Here is a 21,530-nt window from a genome sequence, read left to right as displayed (position 1 = left end):
CGCTCGCCCGCCTGCAAAAGACGCCCCGCATCGTGCGCGCCTTCTTCGGCGACCCGCACCTGTCCTACATCCGAGATGCCCCTCCGGACCACGCATGAAGTACGGAAACTTATGAATTAATTAGTATTGATTGCTATTCCCCTTTGGGATGGCAATGCGAGGGGTTTGTTGGTGTGGTTTCGGCTGGGGTCCGCCCGGGTTTCTCCCATGTCCGCGCCGGGGCTCTCCGCACGAGGCCGTAAGGGGCGCGCCGGTGGGCCGGGGCATGCTCCGGCGGCGCCGGGCGGATGGTGTGTGCCGTGTTTCGTGGAGCGGGGCTTCCCCGCCCCCTGGCCACGCTGTTCGGCGGTCCTGTCAGCGCGCGGACGCGGGGGCGTCCCCGTCCTCCGGCCGGCTCCCCGGGAGGCCGCAGTCGGCGAGGACGCGTTCCAGGCTCTGTTCGAGGGTGCTGTGCTCGTCGATCACCGTCTCAGCCCCGCCGGGCAGCAGGTCACGGGGACGCCACCAGGCGCGCATCTGCGTCTCGCCGAACTCCGCGGCCGTGGGACGGGAGGCGTGCCGTCGCAGTGTGACGGCGAAGGGCACGTCCAGGTAGTAACAGCGCGAGACACCGGCGTGGTCGTCGACCAGACGGGTGAGCATGGGGCCGTACCGGTCGGCGTACAGGATCCCCTCGACCACCACGTGGAACCCGGAGTCCAGGGCGTGGCGGGCCATCAGGTCGATGAGCCCGATGTTTGCCGCCCCCGGAACGTCCCTCTCCCTGAGGACGACGCGGCGCACGTAGTCCTGCTCGACGATCGCCAACCCGCGACCGTACGCGGCGCGCAGTCCGCGGGCGATCGTGCTCTTGCCCGAACCCGAGTTGCCGCGGACCACCACCAGGCGGGTGTGCTCGCCTCCCGTGCGGACCATGGCCGCGACCCTACCGACCGCGCGTGCCCGGCGGGCCGGATTCCCCGGAACGGGAATCGCGAAACAGCCGCGGATCCGCCGGTGCCCGTGGTTGCATGGCGTGTGCGCCCCTCCTCGACCAGCCTCCGGACACGGAAGAGCCCGCGTGAACACACCGTCGACCACCACGCCGCGGGAGCGGTTCCGCGGCATCGCGGACGGCCACATCGTTCTATGCCGGGGCGGTGACCGCGGCCTGCCGTCGGAGTGCACAGGACTTCCCGGAGCGGGGCAGGGCACATGACGCGTACGGTACGGGTGGGTTCGCGCGGCAGCCGCCTGGCCAGGGTCATGGTCGCCGAACTCCTGGACCAGTTGCGCACCGCCCGTCCCGAGGTGGTGTGGACGCAGCACACCATCATGACCACGGGTGACCTGGACCGCACCACCGGTCTGGGTGAGCTGTCCGCTTCGGGGGCCGGGGTGTTCGCCTCCCGGGTCGAGGCCGCCCTGCTGGAGGGGGAGATCGACGTGGCGGTCCACTCCCTCAAGGACCTGCCCACCCAGACCACACCCGGCACGGCGCTCGCTGCGGTACCACGGCGCCACGATGTGCGCGACGCCCTGTGCGGGGCCGCCCTGGACACCCTGCCCGAGGGTGCGCGGGTGGGCACCAGCGCGCCGCGCCGCGTCGGCCAGCTCCTGCGCGCCCGCCCCGACGTGTGCCCGGTACCGGTCCGCGGCAACGTCCCGCCGCGTCTGCGGCACATGCGTCAGAAGGGGTGAGCCGGACTGCTCCTGGCCGCCGCGGGCCTGCGCAGGCTGGGTATGTCCGACCAGATCACCCAGGTCCTGGACCCCTGGGACTGGCCGCCCTCACCCGCCCAGGGCGCGCTCGGGGTGCAGGTCCGCACCGGAACCGGGGACGCGTGGCTCCATGAGCTGCTGTCGGTCGTGCACGATGCGGCCACCGACACCGCCGTGCGAGCGGAACGCGCCCTGCTCGCCGCGCTGGAGGGCGGCTGCTACGTACCCGTCGGCGCGACAGCGGTGGTCGAGGGCGCGTCGCTGCGGCTGCTGGGTCAGGTCACCGCCGTCGACGGCTCCCGGGCGGTGCGGGCCGAGAGGACTGGTTCTCCATCGGATCCCGAAGTCCTCGGGGTCCGGGTCGCCGAGGAGCTGCGCGAGCGCGGCGCCGCCGGTCTGCTGGCCGGACTGCGCGCCACGCCCCCGTCCGGGTGACCACGGCAGGGCCGCGGGGGCTCCCGCCCGTGCTCTCCGGCACCCCCGGCCGCCTCACGGCCCTGAGGCCGACAACGAGGCTGTCGCTGTCGGCCTCGGCGTGACCGGGCTCAGCCCTCGCCCGCGCCCTCCCGGCGGGGGCGCGGAGCGCTGGCCCGAACCTCCCGGGGCGTGACGACGTTGAAGGCCGGGTCCGGCTCCTCCAGCAGACCGAACAGCGTGGTGAGCAGCGAGGCGTCGCCCGAGGTGTCCAGGCCGTCGGCTCCACCGCCCGCGAGCAGGCCCAGGAACTCGGGCTTGGTGAGCGTGACGGTCAGGTCGGCGCTACCGTTGCCGGGGGACTCCCAGGCGATGAGCGCCCCGTTGGACAGTTCGGTGCGGTGGGTCGTGTCCAGGTCGGTGAACACCCAGTCCACGGCGAAGTGGTGGTCCCAGGCCCGGGGCCCGTCGATCCGGATGGCCAGCGAGTCCAGGAGCTGCTCCACCGTGAGCGCCGAGGCCATGCCCCCGCCCATGTCGAGCGGTTGGGCGTCCGGCGCGCCCCGCAGTTCCCGCGCGCCCTGGAGGTAGAAGTTGCGCCAGGTGCCGCACTCGGCTCCGTGGCCCAGCCGCTCGTACACCCCGGCCAGCGCCTCCCTCGCCCCGGTGTGGTCGGGCCGCGCGTACACCGCGTGGTTGAGCAGGGTGGCGGCGAAGCGCAGGTCCCCCTCGTCGCGGTACCCTCCGGCCTTGGCCACCACCTCGTCCACGCCGCCCATGCAGTCGACGTAGCGCCTGGCCTCCTCCGCTGGCGGGTGCTCCCACAGGTGGGCGGGGTTTCCGTCGAACCAGCCCATGTAGCGCTGGTAGATCGCCTTGACGTTGTGGCTGACCGAACCGTAGTAGCCGTGGGTGTGCCACTCCCGCTCCAGACCGGGCGGCATCCGGATCTCCTCGGCGATCTCCGACCCCACCATGCCGCGGTTGACCATGCGCAGCGTCTGGTCGTGGAGGTAGGCGTACAGGTCGCGCTGCTGGGACAGGAAGCGGACGACCTCCTCGCCGCCCCAGGTCGGCCAGTGGTGCGAGGCGAACACCACGTCGGAGTCGCGCCCGAACAGCTCGATCGCCTCGTTGAGGTAACGCGACCAGACCCGGGCGTCGCGCACCAGCGCGCCGCGCAGGGTCAGCAGGTTGTGCAGGTTGCGGGTGGCGTTCTCGGCCATGCACAGGGCCCGGTGGTCGGGGAAGTGGAAGTTCATCTCCGAGGGGGCCTCGGTGCCGGGCGTCATCTGGAAGACCATCCGCACCCCGTCCACGACCTCCTCCTGGCCGGTGCGGGTGATGTCCCGGTTGGGGTCCAGGAGCGTCACCGTGCCGCTGGAGGTGCTCTGGCCGAGGCCGTCGCCGATCTGCCCGGCGGGGCCCTTGTCCAGGAGGACGCCCGTGTGGAAGACCCCGCGCCGTCCCATCGCCACACCGGCGTAGACGTTCTCCGACACCGCGTGCTCCATGAACCCGGCCGGCGCCAGGATCGGCACGTTTCCGTCGGTGACGCCGCCGACGCCGCCGAAGTGGTCGATGTGGGAGTGGGTGTAGACCACCCCGGTGACCGGGCGGTCGCCCCGGTGCCTGCGGTACAGCTCCAATCCGGCCCGGGCGGGTTCCGCCGACACCAGGGGGTCGATGACGATGACGCCGGTATCGCCCTCCACGAGGGTCATGTTGGACAGGTCGAACCCGCGGATCTGGTAGACGCCCCCGGTGACCTCGTACAGCCCCTGGCGCGAGCACAGCTGGGACTGCCGCCACAGGCTGGGGTCGGCGGTGTCGGGGCAGGGCCCGTCGAGGAAGGCGTAGGCGTCGGCGTCCCACACCACCCGGCCCTCGGCGTTCGTGATCTGTCCGGGTTCGAGTCGGGCGACCAGCCCCCGGTCGGCGTTGGCGAAGTCGGTGGTGTCGGTGCGGTCGGGTCCGGTCGTGGTCAACTCTTCCTCCTGGCTCCTGGTCACGGAACGTTCGTTCGGGGCCAGGAGTTCAAGGCCTCGACGCGCTGGGCCGTGGCCGCGTGTTCTCCCGTCGTCGCCGGGCCGCCTGGCCGGGCCCGGTCCGGGGCGAGCCTTCCCGGAGGCGTCTTCGGCTAGAACCAGCGGTCGGCAAAGGGGAGCCCTCGCCCTCGCATGGCGGCCGCCCACGGCTGAGGCCGGGGACGGGCGGGTCCCGCCCGGATGTGGACGCCCACGGCCCGCCGTACACTACGGGGCCGGGGCGGACGCCCCGTTCCGCACTACTGGGAAGGCAGCACCGACCATGGCCGGTTTCTTCGAACGTCTCCTCGGCCCCGAGCCCATGAGAAGGCCGATCGACCAGGGCACGGTCGACGAGGCGCAGGCCCTCGTACGGGCGGGCCGCAAGATCGAGGCGATCAAGCTCGTGCGCGAGCGCACCGGCGCGGGACTGGCCGAGGCCAAGAACATCGTCGACGCCGTCGAGCAGGGCCACTGGATCCCGGTCGAGCCCGTGCCCGGACAGAGCCTCGCCGACCGGGCCCGCGAGCTGCTCGCACAGGACCGTGCGGCCGACGCCGTCACGACGGTCTCCCGTGAGACCGGGATGACCGGGGCCGAGGCCGCGCGCTTCGTCGACTGCCTCGACCGCTGAACCCGGGGCGGTGGCCTCACACGCCGTCACGCGCGATCGGCGGGGCCGAGTCGCCGCGGGAGCGGGCGCGGTGCGCCGCCGCGAGGCAGGACGCGATCAGCAGGAGCGCGAAGCTGCCGACGAGGGCGGCCCGCAGGCCGAGGAGGGCGAGCAGACCGCTCACGGTGATGATGCCGAGCGAGCTCGCCGTGCGCAGGAGCGCGAACATCTCCGCGCGGCGGTCGGGCGGCGCGAGCCCGTCCAGGACGAGCGAGTAGAACGTGCCCAGCATCGGCAGGAAGAGCCCGATGACGGCCGCGCCGGTGAGCGTCAGGGAGAGGTGCCCGCCGACCAGGATCAGCCCGGAGCCCGCGGTGGTCGCCGCGAGGTAGGCGTTGACCTGCCAGGGGGCGGGCGTGCGGTTGCGGACGCTGACCCAGACCCCGCCCGCGACCGAGCCCGCGCACAGCACGAGGGCGAACAGGAAGGCCCAGCCCGCTTCGAGTCCGAAGGACAGCGCGAAGGAGACCGCTCCGACCTCGACGGCCGCGACCGCCCCCGCGCTCGCGGTCGCGCAGAACAGCCACAGGAGCACCGCGCGGGGTACCGGCGTCCGTACGCGGGGCGCCTCGCCGCCCCGGGGCCCGCGGGCCCCGGGAACGCGCGGCATCAGGAGCAGGGGGCCCACGCCCAGCGCGGTGACCGCCGCCATGGCCCAGACGGGTGAGACGGCGCCGAGCACCGAGGCGAGCACGGGGGACAGCGCGAAGCCGACCTCGTTCAGCGTCGCGGCCACACCCAGCGCGCGGGGGAGCCCGGACGGTTCCACGAGGTGGTTGAGCAGGAGCCGCTGGTAGCCGTACGCGGCGCCGTTGACGGCCCCCGCCGCGGTGACCGCGACCAGGAGCAGCCCGAAGGGGGCCTGCACCGCCGCCAGCACGGTGACGGCGGCGAGCGCGAGTGTTCGGACGGCGATGAGCGCGCGCAGGTAGTGGACGCCGTTGAACCGGCGACCCAGACGGGACACGGGGACGGCACCGAGCACCTGCGCGGCCGTCATGGCGAAGACCAGCCCCGCGCCGGACTCGGCCGTGCCGGTGATGGGGAGGGCGAGCAGGGCGAAGGCGATGGGGGCGGCGGCCTGGGGCACGCCGAACATCCCGTACCCGACCTGCCAGCGCACGACGTCGAGCCGGGAGCGCGACGCGCCGGTGCCCCGCCCGGGCGGCCTCGTCCGGGTCCGTGCCATCAGGGCCTCGCATCCTCGCGCTCGCGCGCGGTGGGGGTCGGCCCCGGGGCCGAACAAGGCAGACGATGGGCAATATAGCGCTCACCGATGTGACCGTCGATGGAACTGCCGAGCGAGGACGCGTGGCCGAGCGGATACGACCGGAGGCGGCCGTTCTCGTGGGCAGGCGCATCCGCTCACCGCGGTCGGACGCGGTCGACTTCCTGTGGGCGGTGACGGTTCCCCGCACCGGCGGCTGACGGGCGGCGCCGCGGGAGCGGTCCGTGAGCTCACGGGGAGGACCCGGCCCCCACCGCGACGGCGGGGAAGGGGGCCGCCCGTCGGCTCACAGGCCCTCGCCCAGGGCGGCGACGATCTCGGGAGGATAACCGGCGGCGGCCAGTGGGGTGACCACGTCGCGGACCAGGTCGGGCAGGTAGCCGAACAGCACGTCGGCCGGGCCCTCGATCTCCACCCCGCCCACCGCGGCCGGCAGCAGCAGCGTCCGGGCCCGGCCCAGCTCCTCCTGCCAGTCCCCGGCGCGCACCCGGACGGGCGCCCCGACGTTGGTGAGGACCTGCGCGGTGGCGAACACGTGGCGCAGGGGCTCCGCGGTTCCCGCGTGCCAGCGTTCGAGCGCGAAGTGCGGTCCGGCGCAGCAGAACACCCGTTCCACCCCGTCGCCGACCGCGATCCTCAGCCCCGGGTGGAAGTCGGGCCTGTGCTCCGGCCGGACCTGGGCCATCAGCGCCTCCAGGTTCGCGCGCCAGCGCTCGTCCGGGACCGGTGAGCCGTCCTCCATGTCCCAGCGCATCGCGTGCTGTTGGATGTCGGAGGTCTGCTCGATCTCGTAGACCAGGGTCCGCGGGCCGAAGCTGTGCACCGTGCCGCCCGGGACGTAGACCGTCTCGCCGGGCCGCACCGGCAGACGGCGCAGCACGGCGTCGAAGTCCTGGGCGAGCAGTGCCCGGTGGAGCTCCTCCCCGGTCACCCCGCTCCTGACCCCGCACAGCGCGGTGGCGCCGGGAGGCGCGTCGAGGATGTGCCAGGCCTCGGTCTTGCCGTTGGGCCGTCCCTCCAGCCGCCGGGCGGTGGCGTCGTCGGCGTGCAGGTGCACCGGCAGCGTCCCGGAGGCGTCGATGAACTTGGTCAGCACCGGGAAGACCTCCCCGGACCAGCCCTCGCCCACCAGCTCCTCCGGACACCGCGCGACGAGCTCGCGCAGCGACCGGCCCGCGAGGGGTCCGTCGAGTACCGTGCTGCCGTTTCCGTCGACGTCGCTGACCTCCCAGGTCTCCGCGATCGCCCAGTCGGGCAGCCCCTCCCTGCCCAGGTGGCGGGCGATGGCGTGGCCGCCGAAGACCAGCTGCCGGGCAGGAGCGCTCACCCTCAGCGGATACCAGTCCACGGCCGTCCCCGTCACAGGACCGGTTTGCCGCCGGTGACCGCGACGCGGGCACCGGAGACGTAGCTGGCCTCGTCCGACGCCAGCATCACGTACACCGGAGCCAGTTCGGACGGCTGTCCGGCGCGGCCCAGCGGCACCTGGGAGCCGAAGTCCTCCACCTGCTCGGGCGGCATGGTCGAGGGGATCAGCGGGGTCCAGATCGGTCCCGGCGCCACGGAGTTGGCCCGGATGCCCTTGGGGGCCAGCATCTGGGCCAGCGTGGCGGTCATGTTGGCGATGCCCGCCTTGGTGACGTTGTAGGGCAGCAGGGTGGGCGGCGGGGCGTCGGAGTTGACCGACGTGCTTCCGATGATCGAGGAGCCGGGCCGCATGTGCGGCACGGCGGCCTTGGCGAGGTGGAAGAACGCGCTGAGGTTGGTGGCCAGGGTGTGGTCCCACTCCTCGTCGGGGATCTCCTCCAGCGTCTCGTGGGTCATCTGGAAGGCGGCGTTGCTGACCAGGACGTCCACCCGGCCGAACTCCTCCACCGCCTTCGCGACGAGGGCGCGGCAGTGGGCCGGGTCCGCGAGGTCTCCGGGGACCAGGACGGCCCGGCGGCCCGCCTCGCGCACCCAGCGCTCGGTCTCCCGCGCGTCGTCGTGCTCGTCCAGGTAGCCGATGAGCACGTCGGCGCCCTCGCGGGCGAAGGCGATGGCCACCGCCCGCCCGATGCCGCTGTCGGCGCCGGTGATGACGGTCGCCTTGCCGTTGAGCCGCCCCGACCCCCGGTAGGACTCCTCACCGTGGTCGGGCCTGGGGTCCATGGCGTCGGTGCGGCCGGGCGGGGTCTGCTGCTGTGCGGGCTGGGGCACGAGGTCCTCCCGTGGACGTAGTCACCACAAGACTACGTTCCGTGCGCGTCGGTGGCGGGGAGGGACGCGGTGGTCCCGGTGGAAGCCGGACTCCGCACCGGACGCCTCCTGTCGCCGTGGGTCCGGATGTCCTAGGGTGTGGTGGTCCGTTCCGTGAACGCCGTACGAGGAGGTGGTCGTGATGGGGATGTTGACCTAGCCGCCCGCCCGGAGGGTCCGGGAGAGGGCGGCGGGTTCCGGAAGGAACGAGATGTCCCGTACGGACAAGACCAAACCGCTGTGGGTGCGCCAGCGCGAACACGGGGCGGTGGCGCTGCACGACCACAGCCACGGCCCCTGCGACCTGCCGCCGGAACCGGCGCGTGTGAGGCCCGACACGCGGTGCCAGTGGGCGCACCCCGAGTCGGTGCCGATGGGCCACGGATGCTGTTCCGGGTGCCAAAGGCGCGCATGCACCGCGGAGTGGCAGCAGTACGTCAAAGCCGGCAACCGCAGGCGACGCCACGCTGACCGCCTCCTGACGCACCTCTGGGTGCGCGAGGCGAACAGCCGCTGAGAGGGCTCTTCCGCGTCCCTCCGCGCGGGTGCTTCCGTTGCGCGGAGGACGCGGTCCGCTCCACCCGGCGGGTCCCGGCGGTTGGAGGGCCGCCACGCGTCCCGCGGTGAGGAGAACTCTTCGGGGAGGGGTTCTCCACCATTCTATTCTAGTACTAGGATACGTGCGTGGAACTGACGCCCGCCGAACTCACCGTCCTGGGCCTGGTCATCGAGCGCCCCCAACACGGCTACGACCTGGAACAGGTCATCGAGCGCCGCGGCGTCCGCCAGTGGACGGACATCGGCTTCTCCTCGATCTACTACCTGCTCACCAAGCTGGAGAAGCGGGGACTGGTCCACGTCCCGGAGGCCCCCGCCGCCGCGAAGTCCCGCCGCGTGTTCCACGCCACCGAAGCCGGAAGGCGGGCGGCGCGGCGCGGTGCGCTCGACCTCATCCGGGAACCGCGGCCGGTGGCGCATCCGCTGCTGGTGGGCGTCGCCAACCTGCCCCTGCTCTCCGAGCGCGAGTACGCCGGGGCGCTGCGCGCCCGGCTGGCACGGGTGGAGGAGCGCATCGCCGCGGTCCGGGAGGCCGAGCGGACGCAGGCCCCCTTCGCGCCCGCGGCGCGCGAGGTGTTCTCGTACTCACTGAGCCTCCTGGAGGCGGAAAGGTCGTGGCTCGCCAGCCGAGTCCAGGTGCCCGATGACGGACAAGACTGACTTCAAGAAGACCCTCGACGCCTACCAGGCGAAACGGGACCGGTTCCGGATCACGCAGGTGCCGGACCTGCGCTACCTCATGATCGACGGCCACGGGGACCCCAACACCTCCCCGGCCTTCACCGAGGCGGTCGAGGCGCTCTACCCGGTGGCCTACAAGCTCAAGTTCGCCAGCAAGCGGGACCTCGGGCGCGACTACGTCGTCATGCCCCTGGAGGGCCTGTGGTGGGCCGAGGACATGGACGCCTTCACGGCGGCGCGTGACAAGTCGCGGTGGGACTGGACGATGATGATCATGGTCCCGGACTGGATCGGCCAGGACATGTTCGCCGCCGCCGTGGAGCGGGCCGCGGCGGGGAACAGGCCCGCGCGCCTCGGCGACGTCCGCCTGGAGTCGCTGTCGGAGGGCCGCTGCGTGCAGACGCTGCACGTCGGCTCCTTCGACGACGAGGCGGACGTGCTCCGGCGCATGCACCACGAGTTCATCCCCGACAACGGGTTGCGCATGCTCGGCAGGCACCACGAGATCTACCTCAGCGACTTCCGCAGGGTCGCGCCGGAGAAGCTGCGCACCATCCTCAGGCAACCGGTCGGCGCCGGGCCCGGGACCGAGGCCGGGGCCGCCGTCTCGGGCGGGTAGCGGCGCCCACCCGCCCGAACAGCCTCCGGGGTCCGCCGCGCTCCGGGGCCCGCCCTCCAACCGGAGCGGGTCCCGTCCGCGCCCCGGTGTCGTCAGGTGCCGATAGTGTCCCGCCATGAGTTACGCACTGATGACATACGTGGTCGACCTCGACATCCTGCACGGCTCCGTCGGGTCGAGGGACGACAAACTGCGCCGCATGATCGGCGGCCGGTTCAAGCGGCACCTGGACCACTTCGACTCCCAGTTCGACCACGTCGTCGACGCGGGCGGCCCCAGCATCCGCGACGCCGTCCGCGCGGTCATCGACGGAGGCCCCTTCGACGACCAGCACGGCACCATGTACGGCTACGCCTACAAGTGGATCTGCGAGTTCCACGGCCGGGCCCTGTACAACAACGACTTCTCCCCGATGAGGTCCGGGTGGTTGGAGACGGTCGACGCGGGCCTGAACGAACTGGGCGTGACCGCGGTCGGCGTCGAGGAGTTCAGCCTCGGCGGCGCCCCCTCGCCGATTCCGGCGCCCGACTTCCTGCCGGGCTACGGCGAGTGGAGCCTCACCGAGTGCCAGAAGGCCCTCGAACAGTGGGAGGCCGCCACCGACGAGCGCAGGGCCGCCCTCGACCCCTACGTCCTGAGCGCCGCCGGGTCCTGCATGGACTGGTGCAGGGCCGCCGTCGCGGCCGGACGCGGCGTCGCCGGTTTCTTCCACTGAGCTGGAGCGCGGCAGCATCGCCTGCGCCTCCGGCAGCGTGCTGGACGCGATGGACACACCCGCCATCGTCCACAACGCCCGCCAGGACCTGGTGGCCGCCAACCGCCTGGGCCGGGCCCCGTGCGCGCCGCACCTCGACACCGAGCGGTGCCCGCCCGACATGGCGCGGTTCGCCTTCCTGGGCCCCGCGCACGGGACTACTGCGTCGACCGGCCCCGGCCAGGCGCACCACCTCCGCGATGACGCGCCTGGAGACCGACCGCGGCCCCGGCGCCGACCTGCCCGACCGGCTCCGAGAAGGCGCTGACGGACCCCGGGCCGCCGGGCCGGTCGGCCGTTCCGACGGCGGCGGGGGAGTGGGCGACCGGCGCGCCAGGACCCCGGGCGGGTTCAGGCTGTCGGAAGCGTCCTGATCGCGCGCCGCTCGTCCACCGCCCGGACCTCAGCGGAGCGTTCGGGGGTGCTCCGGCGTCTGGCCGCGCCCTCCCCCGTCCTTCTGCGAGGGGTCCTCGCGCAGGTCGGGAGCCGTGGGGAGGGGCTCGGGCCGGTCCGGCCGCTCGGCGGTCGCCTTGCGCCCGGGCAGGAAGGCGGCGACGGCGAAGGCGGTGAGCGCGGCGAGGGCGCCCAGGCCCAGGACCAGGGTGAAGGCCTCCCTGGCGGGGAAGACCTCTCCGCCCGCGGTCATGGTCACGTTGGCGATGACCACGCCCGCGACGGCGCTGGCCACGGAGGTGCCGATGGAGCGCATCAGGGTGTTGAGGCTGTTGGCCGCCGCGGTCTCGGTCCGGGGCACGGCCGCCATGACCAGGGCGGGCATGGCCCCGTAGGCCAGGCCCACACCCGCGCCGATGACGGTGGAGGCGATCACGAGCTGCCAGATGGTGGACATGAACACCAGGCTCAGGCCGTAGCCGAGCGCGACCAGCAGGGCGCCGACCATCAGGGTCGTCTTCGGCCCCAGGGTCCGGGAGATACGCGCCGAGACCGGGGACATCGCCATCATCACCAGCCCGTTCGGTGCCATCACCAGGCCCGCGACCAGGATCGTCTGCCCGAAGCCGTACCCCGTGACCTCCGGCATCTGGAGCAGTTGCGGGATGACCAGGGACATGGCGAACATGGAGAAGCCGAACACCAGGGAAGCGGTGTTGGTGAGCAGGACCTGGCGCCGCACGCTGACGCGCAGGTCCACCAGCGGGTGCGGCGAGCGCAGCTCCCACCAGCCCCACACCAGGAGCACCGCGACCGCGACGGCGATCATGGCGGCGGGGACACCGCTGCCCCAGCCCCAGTCGGAGCCCTTGGAGACCGCGAGCAGCAGCAGGAGCAGCGCGACGGACAGGCCCACCGACCCGGGCAGGTCGAACCTGCCGCCGGTACGGACACCGGAGTCCGGGATCAGGGTGCGCACCAGGACGGCGGCCACGGCGGCCAGCGCCGCGGCGACCCAGAACAGCACGTGCCAGTCCGCCTTCTGCACGACGAGCGCGGCGGCGGGCAGCCCGAGCGCGCCGCCCACCCCGAGCGAGGCGCTCATCAGCGCGGTCGCCCCGCCGAGCCGTTCGGGGGGCAGCACGTCGCGCATGATGCTGATGCCCAGGGGGATGACCCCGGCCGCCAGGCCCTGGAGGGCGCGGCCGACGACCATCGGCACCAGGCTGTGTGCCAGGGCGCACAGCACCGAGCCGACCACGAGGACGGCGAGGCTGAACAGCAGCATGCGGCGCTTGCCGTACATGTCGCCCAGTCGGCCGACCGTCGGGGTGGCGACCGCGGCCGCGAGCAGCGTTGCGGTGATCGCCCACGCGGTGTTCCCGGGCGTGGCGCCCAGCAGGTCGGGCAGGACGGGCACGAGCGGGATGACCAGGGTCTGCATGAGCGAGACGACGATCCCGCCGAAGGCCAGGACGGCGACGATCACGTTCGGCCGCACGGGAGGAGCGGCGTCACCGGGCGCTGCTGCTCCGTCAGGGGCATGGGTCATAGGAGTGGGTCCCCGTTTCCGGACGTACGAAAGCGCCCACTTTTAAGTCAGGCGCATGACTTACACTAACAGTACGTACCCGGACAGCGCCCGCTGCCGGGTGGAGAGGTGAGGAGGGCCACAGTGGGCGGATCGTTCGGCGACGGCTCCCGCGCCCCGGCGGGGAGCGCCCGCACCGGACGCGCACGGTGCCGGGGACGGGGCCGGGTCCCGGGATCGGTACGGTGGTCCCTGTGAACGGCAGGGTGACGAGGACGGACCGGGTCGCCGCGACGCGGGAGGCGATCCTGGCGGCGGCGGAGCGGCTCTTCGCCGAGCACGGACTGGCCGGTGTCTCCAACCGCCAGATCAGCCAGGAGGCGGGGCAGGGGAACAACACGGCGGTCAGCTACCACTTCGGCTCCAGAGACGGCCTGGTGCGCGCGATCGTGCGCAGGCACAACGAGCGGATCGAGAAGCTGCGCCTGCGCATGGTGCTGAGGTTCGACGGGTCCGACCAGGTGAGGGACTGGATCGCCTGCATGGTGGAACCCCTCGCCCAGCACCTCGCCGACCTGGGCACACCCAGCTGGTACGGAAGGTTCAGCGCCCAGGCCATGAGCGACCCCGCCTACCGTGGGACCGTGGCCGGTGAGGCCCTCAACTCCCCCTCCCTGGTCCGGGTGGGGGAGGAGCTGCTCAGGTGCCTTCCCGACCTGCCGACCGAGGTCCGCAGGGAGCGCCAGGACATGGCGCGCCAGCTCATGGTGCACATGATCGCCGAGCGCGAGCGCGCCCTGGCCGAGGGGGCCGACACCCCCAGGGACTCCTGGCACCGGGCCGCCGCCGGACTGACCGACGCCCTCACCGGGCTCTGGCTCGCCCCCGTCACCGAGCCCGCGGCGCGGGCCGGAGGAGAGGCGCACCCGCGGTGACCAGCGGCGCTGGCTGCCTCCGTCGTGGTCCTGCTTCTTCCCTCCCGGCACGAACGCCCGCCCGGCACGAACGCCCGCCCGGCACGAACGCCCGCCCGGTACGAACGCCTGCAGGAAGGACCGCGGCGGTGCGCCCGGTGTGGGCCGCCGGTGGAGGCGGGCCCCGTGCCTACGAGTTGTCGGTGCCAGTCCTGGCGGGCGCGGACGAGGCGGTGCCCCCGTACTCGCCGGCGGCCCACGAGGCGAGCAGGCTCATCCGCTCCGCCGACGGCGAACCGGGCTCGGCCGTGTAGACCGTGAGCGTCAGGCCGTGTTCGGCGGCCATCTCCAGCCCCTCGTAGGCCAGGGTCATCTCCCCGACGACGGGGTGGCGGAACGTCTTGAAGCCGGTGCCGTGGTGGCGGACGTTGTGCGCGCCCCACCGGCGGCGGAACTCGTCGCTGCGGGTGCACAGTTCGCCGACGAGGTCGTGGAACTCCTTGTTGTGCGGGTCCCGTGCGGCCTCGGTGCGCAGGATCGACACCGTCACCTCGGCGAACATCTCCCAGTCGGGGTAGAAGGCGTGGGCGCGCTCGTCGAGGAAGGTGAAGCGGGCGATGTTGGGCGGCTGCCCCGGCATGTCGTAGACGTCCTTGTGGAACGCGCGCGCCAGGGTGTTGACCGCGAGCAGGTCCATGCGCCCGTTGCGCACGAACGCGGGCCCGGCGGTGACGGCGTCGAGCGTCCACTGCAGGCTGGGATGCGGGGTCCAGCCCTTCGTGCTCCGCCGCTTGGGCGGCCGGGCGACCGGGCTGGCCGCGTGGGCCAGGTCGAACAGGTGCGCCCGCTCGGCGTCGTCCAGGCGCAGGGCCCTGGCGAGGCTGTCGAGCACCCCGGGGGAGGCCCCGCTGATCGCCCCGCGCTCCAGCCGGGTGTAGTACTCCACGCTCACCCCGGCCAGGACGGCGACCTCGCTGCGGCGCAGCCCCTCCACCCGACGGTTCTCGCCCGCGGGCAGTCCGACCTGCTCCGGGCTGACCTTGGCGCGCCGTGAGATGAGGAATTCCCGCACGTCGGATCGGTTGTCCATATTGTCCACGGTAAGCCGGGACCAGGGCACGAGGGAGTCCCTCGCAGTACCTCCATCAGGCGTGTCTCCCGCACACGAGGGAGAGATGGTGTGGTGGAGGGATCCGAGGAAGCAGAGAACCGAGGGAGCATTCATGCGTGCTGTCGTCATGCACGGACCCGGAGACGTCCGCGTCGAGGACGTCGAGGACCCCGCGGTCATCGAACCGACCGACGCGGTCATCCGCGTCACCGCGGCCTGTATCTGCGGCTCCGACCTGTGGCCCTACCGCGGCGTCGAGCGGCAGGACGGCCCGACGCAGATGGGCCACGAGTACGTCGGCGTCGTCGAGCGGGTCGGCCCCGAGGTCCGGGACATCGAGGTGGGCGACTTCGTCGTCGGCTCCTTCGTGGCCTCCGACAACACCTGCGAGATCTGCCGGGCGGGCTACCAGTCCCGATGCGTCCACCAGGTCATGATAGGCGCGATCGGCACCCAGGCCGAGTACGCCCGCATCCCCCTCGCCGACGGCACCCTGGTGAAGGTGCCCGGGGAGCCGACCCCGGAACAGGCCCGCAGCCTTCTGGCCGCCTCCGACGTGCTGGGCACCGGCTGGTTCGCCGCGGTCGCCGCCGAGGCCGGTCCCGGTAGGACGGTCGCGGTGGTCGGCGACGGTGCGGTCGGCCTGCTCGCGATCCTGGCCGCGAAGCGCCTGGGCGCGGAGCGGATCATCGCGATGTCCCGCCACGCCGACCGCCAGGCGCTCGCCCGGCGGTTCGGCGCCACGGACGTCGTGGAGGAGCGCGGAGAGGCGGGCGTCGCGAAGGTCAAGGAGCTCACCGGGGGTTACGGCGCGCACTCGACCGTCGAGGCGGTCGGCACCCAGGAGTCCATGATGCAGGCCATCCACTCCACGCGCCCCGGCGGGCACGTCGGCTACGTCGGCGTCGCCCACGGGGTGGAGCTGGACGGCATGGACCTGTTCTTCTCCACCGTGAGCCTGCTCGGCGGGCCCGCGCCCGTGCGCCGCTTCCTGCCCGACCTGGTCGACCTCATCATGACCGACCAGATCGATCCGGGGGTCGTCTTCGACCTCACCCTTCCGATCGGGGAGGCGGCCGAGGGCTACAGGGCGATGGACGAGCGCCGCGCCACCAAGGTGCTGCTCACCCTCTGAACTCCTCGGTCGAGGGGGTTCTCCGGTCCGCGGGCCGGGGGACCCCCTCGTCGCCCTTCGCCGGGCCGCGACACGAGCGGTGTGACATCGGGCCCCCGGCCCCGGCGGACGTTGCGCCACAATCGTCGGGTGACCAACGACCGCTTCATGCTGATCCACGACCCGGAACTCCAGGCCAGGGGTGAACGCGTCCTGGGCCCCGAGTTCAGGGCGATGAGCGAGAGGGTGCTGCGGGCCACGGAGCTGACCTCCCGCCTCAACGTCCTCCCGTTCGACGACGAGGAGGGGAGGGCGGCGCTGTTCGAGCAGATCCTGGGCCGTCCCCTCCCGGCGGGGGTGACGATCTACCCGCCCTTCTACACCGACCACGGCCTGCGCCTGGACCTGGCCGAGCGCGTCTTCGTCAACCAGGGCTGCACGTTCCTCGACTACGCCGGAATCCGGTTGGGCGAGGGCGTGATGGTCGGCCCGAAGGCCACGTTCATCACGGTGGGCCACCCCGTGGACCCCGGCGAGCGGCGCCGGTTCCTCAGCGGCGCGCCCATCGACGTGGCGGAGAACGTGTGGATCGGTGCTGGCGCGACGATCCTGCCCGGCGTCAGCATCGGCCGCGACGCCGTGGTCGCGGCCGGGACGGTCGTGGCCGACGACGTTCCGGCCGCGAGCCTGGTGGCCGGGCCCAAGGGCACGGTGCGCCGACGCTGGTAGCGCCGGACCGCGCTGACACCGGTTCCGGCGGGCTCGGCTCCCTCAGCCCAGGAACCCCCGCTGCTCAGGAGCCCGTTCCGGGCGGTGCCTTCGAGGGGCACGCCGTGTCCCCGCCGCCCCTCAGCCCGGGCGCACGTTGCCCAGGAAGCGCTCGACGGCGATCTCGATGACCACCCGGCCCGGGTTCTCCCGCGGCGCCTTGTAGCGCTCGCCGTAGCGGCGCACCGCCTCCGCCACCCGCTCGGGGTCGTCGGAGACCGTCGCGGAGCCCTCCACCGTGCACCAGGAGCGCCCCTCCACCTGCGACACCGACACCCTGGCACCGGGACGCGCCGCGAGGTTGCGCGCCTTGTAGCTGCTGCCCGAGGAGATCACCCGCACCAGGCGCGCGTCGGCGTCGTAGGTCGCCCCCACGGGGACCTGGTGGATGGACCCGTCCGGGCGCGGTGAGGCCAGCATGCACAGTCGGCGTTGCGCCCAGAACCGTGTGAACTCGTCCTCGTCCATCCTGTCCCTCCTGATCATCCGGTTGTCCCCAGCATCCCACCGCCCCCTGTCGGCCCTCCACCGGGGCGGCGCCGCCGGTGTGACCCGCGCGGTGCCGACGGTCGGCGCCCGCTGGCCGAGGTCCAGGAGACAGGGCGCTCTGATCCCTATGCTCGGTGGCATGACGATCCAGAGGATGGACCACGTCGGCGTCGTCGTCGACGACCTTGAGGCCGCCGTCGCGTTCTTCACCGAACTCGGCATGGAGGTGGAGGGCCGGGCGTCGGTCGGGGGAGGCGCGGTGGACCGTGTGTCCGGACTCCGCGGCGTCCGGGCCGACATCGCGATGATGCGGACCCCGGACGGACACGGCAGGCTCGAACTGACGAGGTTCCACACGCCGACGGCGACCAGACCCGAGCCGGGGAACGCGGTGGCGAACGCGCTGGGCCTGCGCAGCGTCATGTTCGCCGTCGACGACGTGGAGGACGTCCTCGCCCGCCTGCGCGCCCACGGCGCCGAACCCGTCGGTGAGCTGGTGCGGTACGAGGACGCCTACCTGCTCTGCTACGTGCGCGGCCCCGGGGATGTCATCGTCGCCCTGGCCGAGCGGATCGGCTGAGGGTCGTCACGGGAGCCGCGTCCCGTGCCCCCCGCGTACCGGCGGGTCACTCGGACCGGCGCTCCGAGCGGCCCGCCGCGCCGACGCGGAGCCGGTGTCCGCGCGGGTCAGAACTTGATCTCGCGGAACTGGGGGACACCGGTGAGGAGGACGACCGCCTCCCACAGCCGCAGGCTCCGGGCCGGGTCCGGCAGCTCGGCGATGACGGGGCCGAAGAGCGCCCGCGACGCACCGTCGGCGCCGGTCAGGGCCAGGATCGGCGTTCCGACCTCGCCGTGGACCCGGCGCACGGCGTCGTGGTGGGAGGCGCGCAGGAAGGGGTCGTGCTCCTCACAGGAACCGGCGCCGGCCAGCGCCTCGGGCAGCCCCGCCCGGCGCAGGGCGTCGGCGAGGCCGCTGATCCACTCGCCCTCCGCGGCCTCCTCCCCGGTCCACAGCGCCTCGTGGAACCGGCCGAGCGCCTCGTGCCCGTGGCCGCTCTGCACCGCCGCGCACACGCGGGCGGGGATCCACAGGTAGCCCTCCGTGTCGCCCTCGGGGTCCTCGTCCCTGCCCTCGTTGAGCACGGACAGGCTCATGACCCGCCACCGGATCGTGACCGGGCGCTCCTCGGCGACCCCGCGCAGCCAGCGCGCGGTGGTCCAGCTCAGCGGGCAGGCCGGGTCGAACCAGAAGTCGACCGTCCAGGGGTCGCGGGTCACGGCGGGCTCCCGTCGTCGTAGCGTCACGGCCGCCCGAGAGTACTCTCCCTGGGCACGAGCGCGAACCCCGGGCGCACGCGGCGCGACTCCGGTTCGCCCTCCGCGCCGCCCTCCAGCCGGGCCAGCAGCGCGTCCACCGCGGCCCGTGCGATGGCCTGCTTGTGCGGCGCGATGGTGGTGAGGGTAGCCGTGCAGTAGCGGCCGTCCTCTATGTCGTCGAAGCCCACGACCGCGACGTCCTCGGGCACCCGCAGGCCGCGCTCGGTGAGCGTGCGCATGGCGCCGATCGCGATGAGGTCGTTGTAGCAGAAGACGGCGTCGGGCGCGGTCCCCGAGTCCAGGAGGCGGGCCATCGCCCGGGCGCCGTCCTGGCGCGTGTAGCCGTCGGTGGTGGCCACCAGGGCGTCGTCCGCCGCCGCCCCCGCGGCGGTGACCGTCTCGCGCCATCCGCGCAGGCGCAGGTGGGCGGGCTGGCGCGAGCGGCCGTGGCGGGCGCCGATGAAGGCGATGCGGCGGCGGCCCAGGTCGAGCAGGTGCTGGGTGGCGGTGCGGGCGGCGGCGACGTTGTCGATGGCGACGTGGTCGTAGGGCGCGTCGTACTCGCGTTCACCCAGCAGCACCAGGGGGGCGTCGTGCCCGCGCGCGAGCAGGTCCTCGTTCTCCAGTTCGATCGGGCTCAGGATCAGCCCGTCGATCAGCCGCGCGCGGAAGCCCTGCGTGAACAGCACCTCCTGGTCCCTGCGGCCGTAGGTGTGGTCGAGCAGGACGATGCGGTCGAGTCCGGCGGCGTAGTTGATCACGGCGTCGGCGAGTTCGGCGAAGTAGGGGTTGCCCAGCTCGGGCAGGGCCAGCGCGATGATGCCGGTGCGGCCCTTGCGCAGGTGCCGCGCGGTCAGGTTGGGCCGGTAACCGAGCTCGTCGATGACCTGCTGCACGCGCTGGCGGGTGGCGGGTGTGACGTGGCGGTAGCCGTTGACCACGTTGGACACCGTCTTGACCGACACCCCCGCCTGTTCCGCGACGTCCTTCAGGCTGATGGCCACAGCGCCTCCTCCGCACATGGTGCACGCGTGCACGACCGTGTGCGTCCCGCCGACCGTCCGCCTGCGCGTGAACCCGTGCGTTTTCCGGCGATTTTTCTAACGTTATACAGTACTCGACGGCTCCCCGTGCGACACTCCTATCCAGGAGACCTCCTGCGCGTGCGCTTCGAAGCCGTTCCGGCCAGGGTTTTCCCGGACGGGTTTGCGGTTCCGGACAGGACGGTGTGACCGCGCTCTCCTCATGGGGAAGCCGGTTTTCTCACGTTGTAAAAGATGTTCCGACGATGTCCGCGGTCTCGGCCGAGGGGCACGCGGACCCGCCTGGTGCCGGACGGGCCGGCGCGGAACCGCCTCAGCGGGAGACGCCAACGGGAGCGGCCCGGACCGCTCCCGCGCGTCGCCCCCAGCGCCCGCTCCGGTTCCCCGCCGCGGACGCGAACCCCTCCACAGCGGCGAGGACGCCGCCCAGGACGGTCCGGGTCCGGGCCTGGTTGCAGGCGTCCCCGTCCAGGAGGGGGAGGGCGCGCTGAGCACGGGCGCCGTTCTTCGTTCGGCGGACAGGACGTCGGCGCGGTGGGAACCCGCGGCGGCGTTCTGGCGGTCCGGTCCACCTCCGCGAGGGGCCGGTGTGGCCGTCCCCACTCCGGCCGCAGCGGGGGGCGTTCCGGGGCGGGTCCGGCGACGGCTACGGTGCTGTTGGGCACAGGACGAGCGCCGCGCCGCTCGCGTGTGGCCCTTTTCTTTGTCGGTAGCTTCTTGCGGCCCCGCTCAGGGGCATCCTCCGGGAGGAACTGGTGAACAGCGGCAACCCCCCTGCACGGGACATGCGCCTGATCGTGACCGGAGGAGGGACAGGCGGGCACACCTATCCGGCCCTCACCGCCGTCCGCGCGCTGCGTGAGCGGCTGGCGGCGGCAGGGGTCGCCCTGCACGTGCTGTGGGTGGGCACGGCGGACAGCCTGGAGTCCCGGGTCGCGGCCGCCAACGGCATCGCCTTCGAGTCGGTCGCGACCGGCAAGATCCGGCGCTCGAAGAACCCTCTCAAGCTCGCCTCGCGGGCCAACATCAAGGACATGAGCAACGTCCCCCGGGGCGTCGCGCAGGCCCGCTCGCTGGTCTCGGACTTCGCCCCCGACGTGGTGCTGGCCACCGGCGGCTACGTGGCCGTGCCCGTGGGCCTGGCCGCCAAGATGTGCCGCCGCCCCCTCGTGGTGCACGAGCAGACGGTCCGGCTGGGCCTGGCCAACAGGGTCCTCGCCCGCGTCGCGGCCCGTGTGGCGGTGTCCTCCCCGTCCACGACCGAGCTGCTGCCCGACTCCGCGCGCGACAACGCGGTCATCACCGGCAACCCGGTGCGCCCCGAGGTGCTGACCGGGCAGGCCGACCGGGCGCCCAAGGAACTCGGGTTCACCGGCTACGACTCCTCGCTGCCCACCGTCTACGTCACGGGCGGGGCGCAGGGGGCCGTGCAGATCAACGGGATGATCCGCGACATCCTGCCCTGGCTGCTCGCGCGCGCCAACGTCGTGCACCAGTGCGGGCCGGCGAACCTGGAGGAGGGGCGCCGCGCCGCGGCGCAGCTCCCGCCCGGCCTCGCCGAGAGATACCACCTGACGGACTTCGTGGGCCCCGAACTCCCCGACGTGCTGGCGCTGGCCGACGTGGTGGTCTCCCGCAGCGGCGCGGGGACGATCGCGGAGCTGACCGCGCTGGGCAAGGCCGCCGTGTTCGTTCCGCTGGCCTCGTCCGCGGGCGACGAGCAGCGCCACAACGCCCGCCACCTCCAGGAGTCGGGCGCGGCGGTGGCCCTGCTGGACCAGGTCGACGCCCGGGGGCTCCAGGCGGCGGTGGAACCGCTGCTGGCCGACCCGCGGCGGCGCGCGCAGATCGCGGAGCGGGCCCGCGAGCACGGGCGTCCGGACGCCGCCGACCGGCTGGTGGACGTCCTCCTGGCCGCGGCACAGGGTTAGCGGGCGCGGGATCGGCGGGTGCC

The 21,530-nt window shown here is 73.0% G+C and carries 24 protein-coding genes and 1 pseudogene; 15 read left to right on the top strand and 10 right to left on the bottom strand.

Annotated features, from left to right (window positions below; all coding sequences use genetic code 11):
- Positions 1–354: 354 nt before the first annotated feature.
- On the bottom strand, positions 355–915 hold the full coding sequence (locus HGB44_RS23205) for a kinase (RefSeq protein WP_061079268.1): 561 nt from the start codon (positions 913–915) through the stop codon (positions 355–357).
- A gap of 279 nt (positions 916–1,194) precedes the next feature.
- On the opposite strand from HGB44_RS23205, the pseudogene hemC reads away from it, so the two are divergent.
- Positions 1,195–1,803, top strand: a pseudogene (gene hemC / locus HGB44_RS32125) (hydroxymethylbilane synthase); the annotation flags it as partial.
- On the top strand, positions 1,795–2,136 hold the full coding sequence (locus tag HGB44_RS32120) for a hypothetical protein (RefSeq protein WP_231972330.1): 342 nt from the start codon (positions 1,795–1,797) through the stop codon (positions 2,134–2,136). The pseudogene hemC and the gene HGB44_RS32120, both read left to right, overlap by 9 nt.
- Before the next feature lie 110 nt (positions 2,137–2,246).
- On the opposite strand, the gene HGB44_RS23195 is transcribed toward HGB44_RS32120, so the two are convergent.
- On the bottom strand, positions 2,247–4,103 hold the full coding sequence (locus HGB44_RS23195) for an alkyl/aryl-sulfatase (RefSeq protein ID WP_061079267.1): 1,857 nt from the start codon (positions 4,101–4,103) through the stop codon (positions 2,247–2,249).
- A gap of 322 nt (positions 4,104–4,425) precedes the next feature.
- Between HGB44_RS23195 and HGB44_RS23190 the strand changes: the two genes are divergently transcribed.
- Entirely contained in the window at positions 4,426–4,776 is a 351-nt protein-coding gene (locus HGB44_RS23190) for a ribosomal protein L7/L12 (protein WP_061079266.1), read from the top strand.
- A 16-nt stretch (positions 4,777–4,792) separates the two neighbouring features.
- Here HGB44_RS23190 and HGB44_RS23185 read toward each other — a convergent pair whose 3' ends face one another.
- Positions 4,793–6,004: an MFS transporter gene (locus tag HGB44_RS23185; protein ID WP_061079265.1), complete on the bottom strand. Its 1,212-nt coding sequence runs from the start codon at positions 6,002–6,004 to the stop codon at positions 4,793–4,795.
- A 65-nt stretch (positions 6,005–6,069) separates the two neighbouring features.
- Between HGB44_RS23185 and HGB44_RS23180 the strand changes: the two genes are divergently transcribed.
- On the top strand, positions 6,070–6,243 hold the full coding sequence (locus HGB44_RS23180; RefSeq protein WP_168444120.1) for a hypothetical protein: 174 nt from the start codon (positions 6,070–6,072) through the stop codon (positions 6,241–6,243).
- Positions 6,244–6,329: 86 nt separating this feature from the next.
- Here the strand turns inward: HGB44_RS23180 and HGB44_RS23175 are convergent, their stop codons facing one another.
- Both HGB44_RS23175 and HGB44_RS23170 read right to left on the bottom strand, forming a co-directional pair.
- Positions 6,330–7,370, bottom strand: a complete 1,041-nt coding sequence (locus HGB44_RS23175) for a class I mannose-6-phosphate isomerase (RefSeq protein ID WP_231972325.1) — start codon at positions 7,368–7,370, stop codon at positions 6,330–6,332.
- 32 nt (positions 7,371–7,402) lie between these two features.
- A complete protein-coding gene (locus HGB44_RS23170; protein WP_231972323.1) occupies positions 7,403–8,242 on the bottom strand; it encodes an SDR family oxidoreductase in 840 nt (279 codons plus the stop codon).
- 250 nt (positions 8,243–8,492) lie between these two features.
- Between HGB44_RS23170 and HGB44_RS23165 the strand changes: the two genes are divergently transcribed.
- The 6 genes from HGB44_RS23165 (at position 8,493) to HGB44_RS32110 (ending at position 11,267) form a co-directional block, all read left to right on the top strand.
- The gene (locus tag HGB44_RS23165) at positions 8,493–8,798 is read left to right on the top strand and encodes a hypothetical protein (protein WP_061079263.1); all 306 of its coding nucleotides are present in this window, start codon (positions 8,493–8,495) and stop codon (positions 8,796–8,798) included.
- 167 nt (positions 8,799–8,965) lie between these two features.
- Complete coding sequence (locus tag HGB44_RS23160; RefSeq protein ID WP_061079262.1) at positions 8,966–9,499, top strand: PadR family transcriptional regulator; 534 nt, start codon at positions 8,966–8,968, stop codon at positions 9,497–9,499.
- On the top strand, positions 9,483–10,139 hold the full coding sequence (locus tag HGB44_RS23155; RefSeq protein ID WP_061079261.1) for a GyrI-like domain-containing protein: 657 nt from the start codon (positions 9,483–9,485) through the stop codon (positions 10,137–10,139). Before HGB44_RS23160 ends, HGB44_RS23155 begins: the two co-directional genes overlap by 17 nt.
- Positions 10,140–10,254: 115 nt before the next feature.
- A complete protein-coding gene (locus HGB44_RS23150) occupies positions 10,255–10,854 on the top strand; it encodes a DUF7691 family protein (protein ID WP_061079260.1) in 600 nt (199 codons plus the stop codon).
- A 49-nt stretch (positions 10,855–10,903) separates the two neighbouring features.
- Positions 10,904–11,161, top strand: coding sequence for an MmyB family transcriptional regulator (locus tag HGB44_RS32115; protein WP_231972320.1), 258 nt, complete (start codon positions 10,904–10,906; stop codon positions 11,159–11,161).
- Complete coding sequence (locus HGB44_RS32110) at positions 11,094–11,267, top strand: hypothetical protein (protein ID WP_231972331.1); 174 nt, start codon at positions 11,094–11,096, stop codon at positions 11,265–11,267. Before HGB44_RS32115 ends, HGB44_RS32110 begins: the two co-directional genes overlap by 68 nt.
- 29 nt (positions 11,268–11,296) lie before the next feature.
- Here HGB44_RS32110 and HGB44_RS23140 read toward each other — a convergent pair whose 3' ends face one another.
- Complete coding sequence (locus tag HGB44_RS23140) at positions 11,297–12,775, bottom strand: MFS transporter (RefSeq protein WP_061079275.1); 1,479 nt, start codon at positions 12,773–12,775, stop codon at positions 11,297–11,299.
- Positions 12,776–13,083: 308 nt separating this feature from the next.
- Here HGB44_RS23140 and HGB44_RS23135 point away from each other — a divergent pair, with 308 nt between their 5' ends.
- Positions 13,084–13,752 (top strand): TetR family transcriptional regulator, encoded by a 669-nt coding sequence (locus HGB44_RS23135; RefSeq protein ID WP_394327804.1) that lies wholly within the window; start codon positions 13,084–13,086, stop codon positions 13,750–13,752.
- Positions 13,753–13,921: 169 nt separating this feature from the next.
- Here the strand turns inward: HGB44_RS23135 and HGB44_RS23130 are convergent, their stop codons facing one another.
- Positions 13,922–14,821, bottom strand: a complete 900-nt coding sequence (locus HGB44_RS23130; RefSeq protein WP_061079258.1) for a helix-turn-helix transcriptional regulator — start codon at positions 14,819–14,821, stop codon at positions 13,922–13,924.
- Between the two features lie 133 nt (positions 14,822–14,954).
- Here HGB44_RS23130 and HGB44_RS23125 point away from each other — a divergent pair, with 133 nt between their 5' ends.
- Both HGB44_RS23125 and HGB44_RS23120 read left to right on the top strand, forming a co-directional pair.
- Positions 14,955–15,977 carry a zinc-dependent alcohol dehydrogenase family protein gene (locus HGB44_RS23125; RefSeq protein ID WP_061079257.1) on the top strand — a complete coding sequence of 341 codons (1,023 nt, stop codon included), beginning with the start codon at positions 14,955–14,957 and terminating at the stop codon, positions 15,975–15,977.
- Positions 15,978–16,106: 129 nt separating this feature from the next.
- On the top strand, positions 16,107–16,685 hold the full coding sequence (locus HGB44_RS23120) for a DapH/DapD/GlmU-related protein (protein WP_231972317.1): 579 nt from the start codon (positions 16,107–16,109) through the stop codon (positions 16,683–16,685).
- 120 nt (positions 16,686–16,805) lie between these two features.
- Here the strand turns inward: HGB44_RS23120 and HGB44_RS23115 are convergent, their stop codons facing one another.
- Positions 16,806–17,192: a pyridoxamine 5'-phosphate oxidase family protein gene (locus HGB44_RS23115; RefSeq protein ID WP_061079256.1), complete on the bottom strand. Its 387-nt coding sequence runs from the start codon at positions 17,190–17,192 to the stop codon at positions 16,806–16,808.
- A gap of 175 nt (positions 17,193–17,367) precedes the next feature.
- On the opposite strand from HGB44_RS23115, the gene HGB44_RS23110 reads away from it, so the two are divergent.
- Complete coding sequence (locus HGB44_RS23110) at positions 17,368–17,793, top strand: VOC family protein (protein ID WP_082768238.1); 426 nt, start codon at positions 17,368–17,370, stop codon at positions 17,791–17,793.
- Positions 17,794–17,900: 107 nt separating this feature from the next.
- Here HGB44_RS23110 and HGB44_RS23105 read toward each other — a convergent pair whose 3' ends face one another.
- A complete protein-coding gene (locus HGB44_RS23105; RefSeq protein WP_061079255.1) occupies positions 17,901–18,494 on the bottom strand; it encodes a mycothiol-dependent nitroreductase Rv2466c family protein in 594 nt (197 codons plus the stop codon).
- Positions 18,495–18,517: 23 nt separating this feature from the next.
- Positions 18,518–19,537 (bottom strand): LacI family DNA-binding transcriptional regulator, encoded by a 1,020-nt coding sequence (locus HGB44_RS23100; protein ID WP_061079254.1) that lies wholly within the window; start codon positions 19,535–19,537, stop codon positions 18,518–18,520.
- Positions 19,538–20,361: 824 nt separating this feature from the next.
- On the opposite strand from HGB44_RS23100, the gene HGB44_RS23095 reads away from it, so the two are divergent.
- Positions 20,362–21,507 (top strand): UDP-N-acetylglucosamine--N-acetylmuramyl-(pentapeptide) pyrophosphoryl-undecaprenol N-acetylglucosamine transferase, encoded by a 1,146-nt coding sequence (locus HGB44_RS23095; RefSeq protein ID WP_210752060.1) that lies wholly within the window; start codon positions 20,362–20,364, stop codon positions 21,505–21,507.
- Positions 21,508–21,530 lie beyond the last annotated feature (23 nt).

Origin of the sequence: Nocardiopsis alborubida, assembly GCF_012396365.1 — a bacterium.
GTDB classification, from domain to species: Bacteria; Actinomycetota; Actinomycetes; order Streptosporangiales; family Streptosporangiaceae; genus Nocardiopsis; species Nocardiopsis alborubida.
This window is presented reverse-complemented; position numbering and strand designations above follow the sequence as displayed.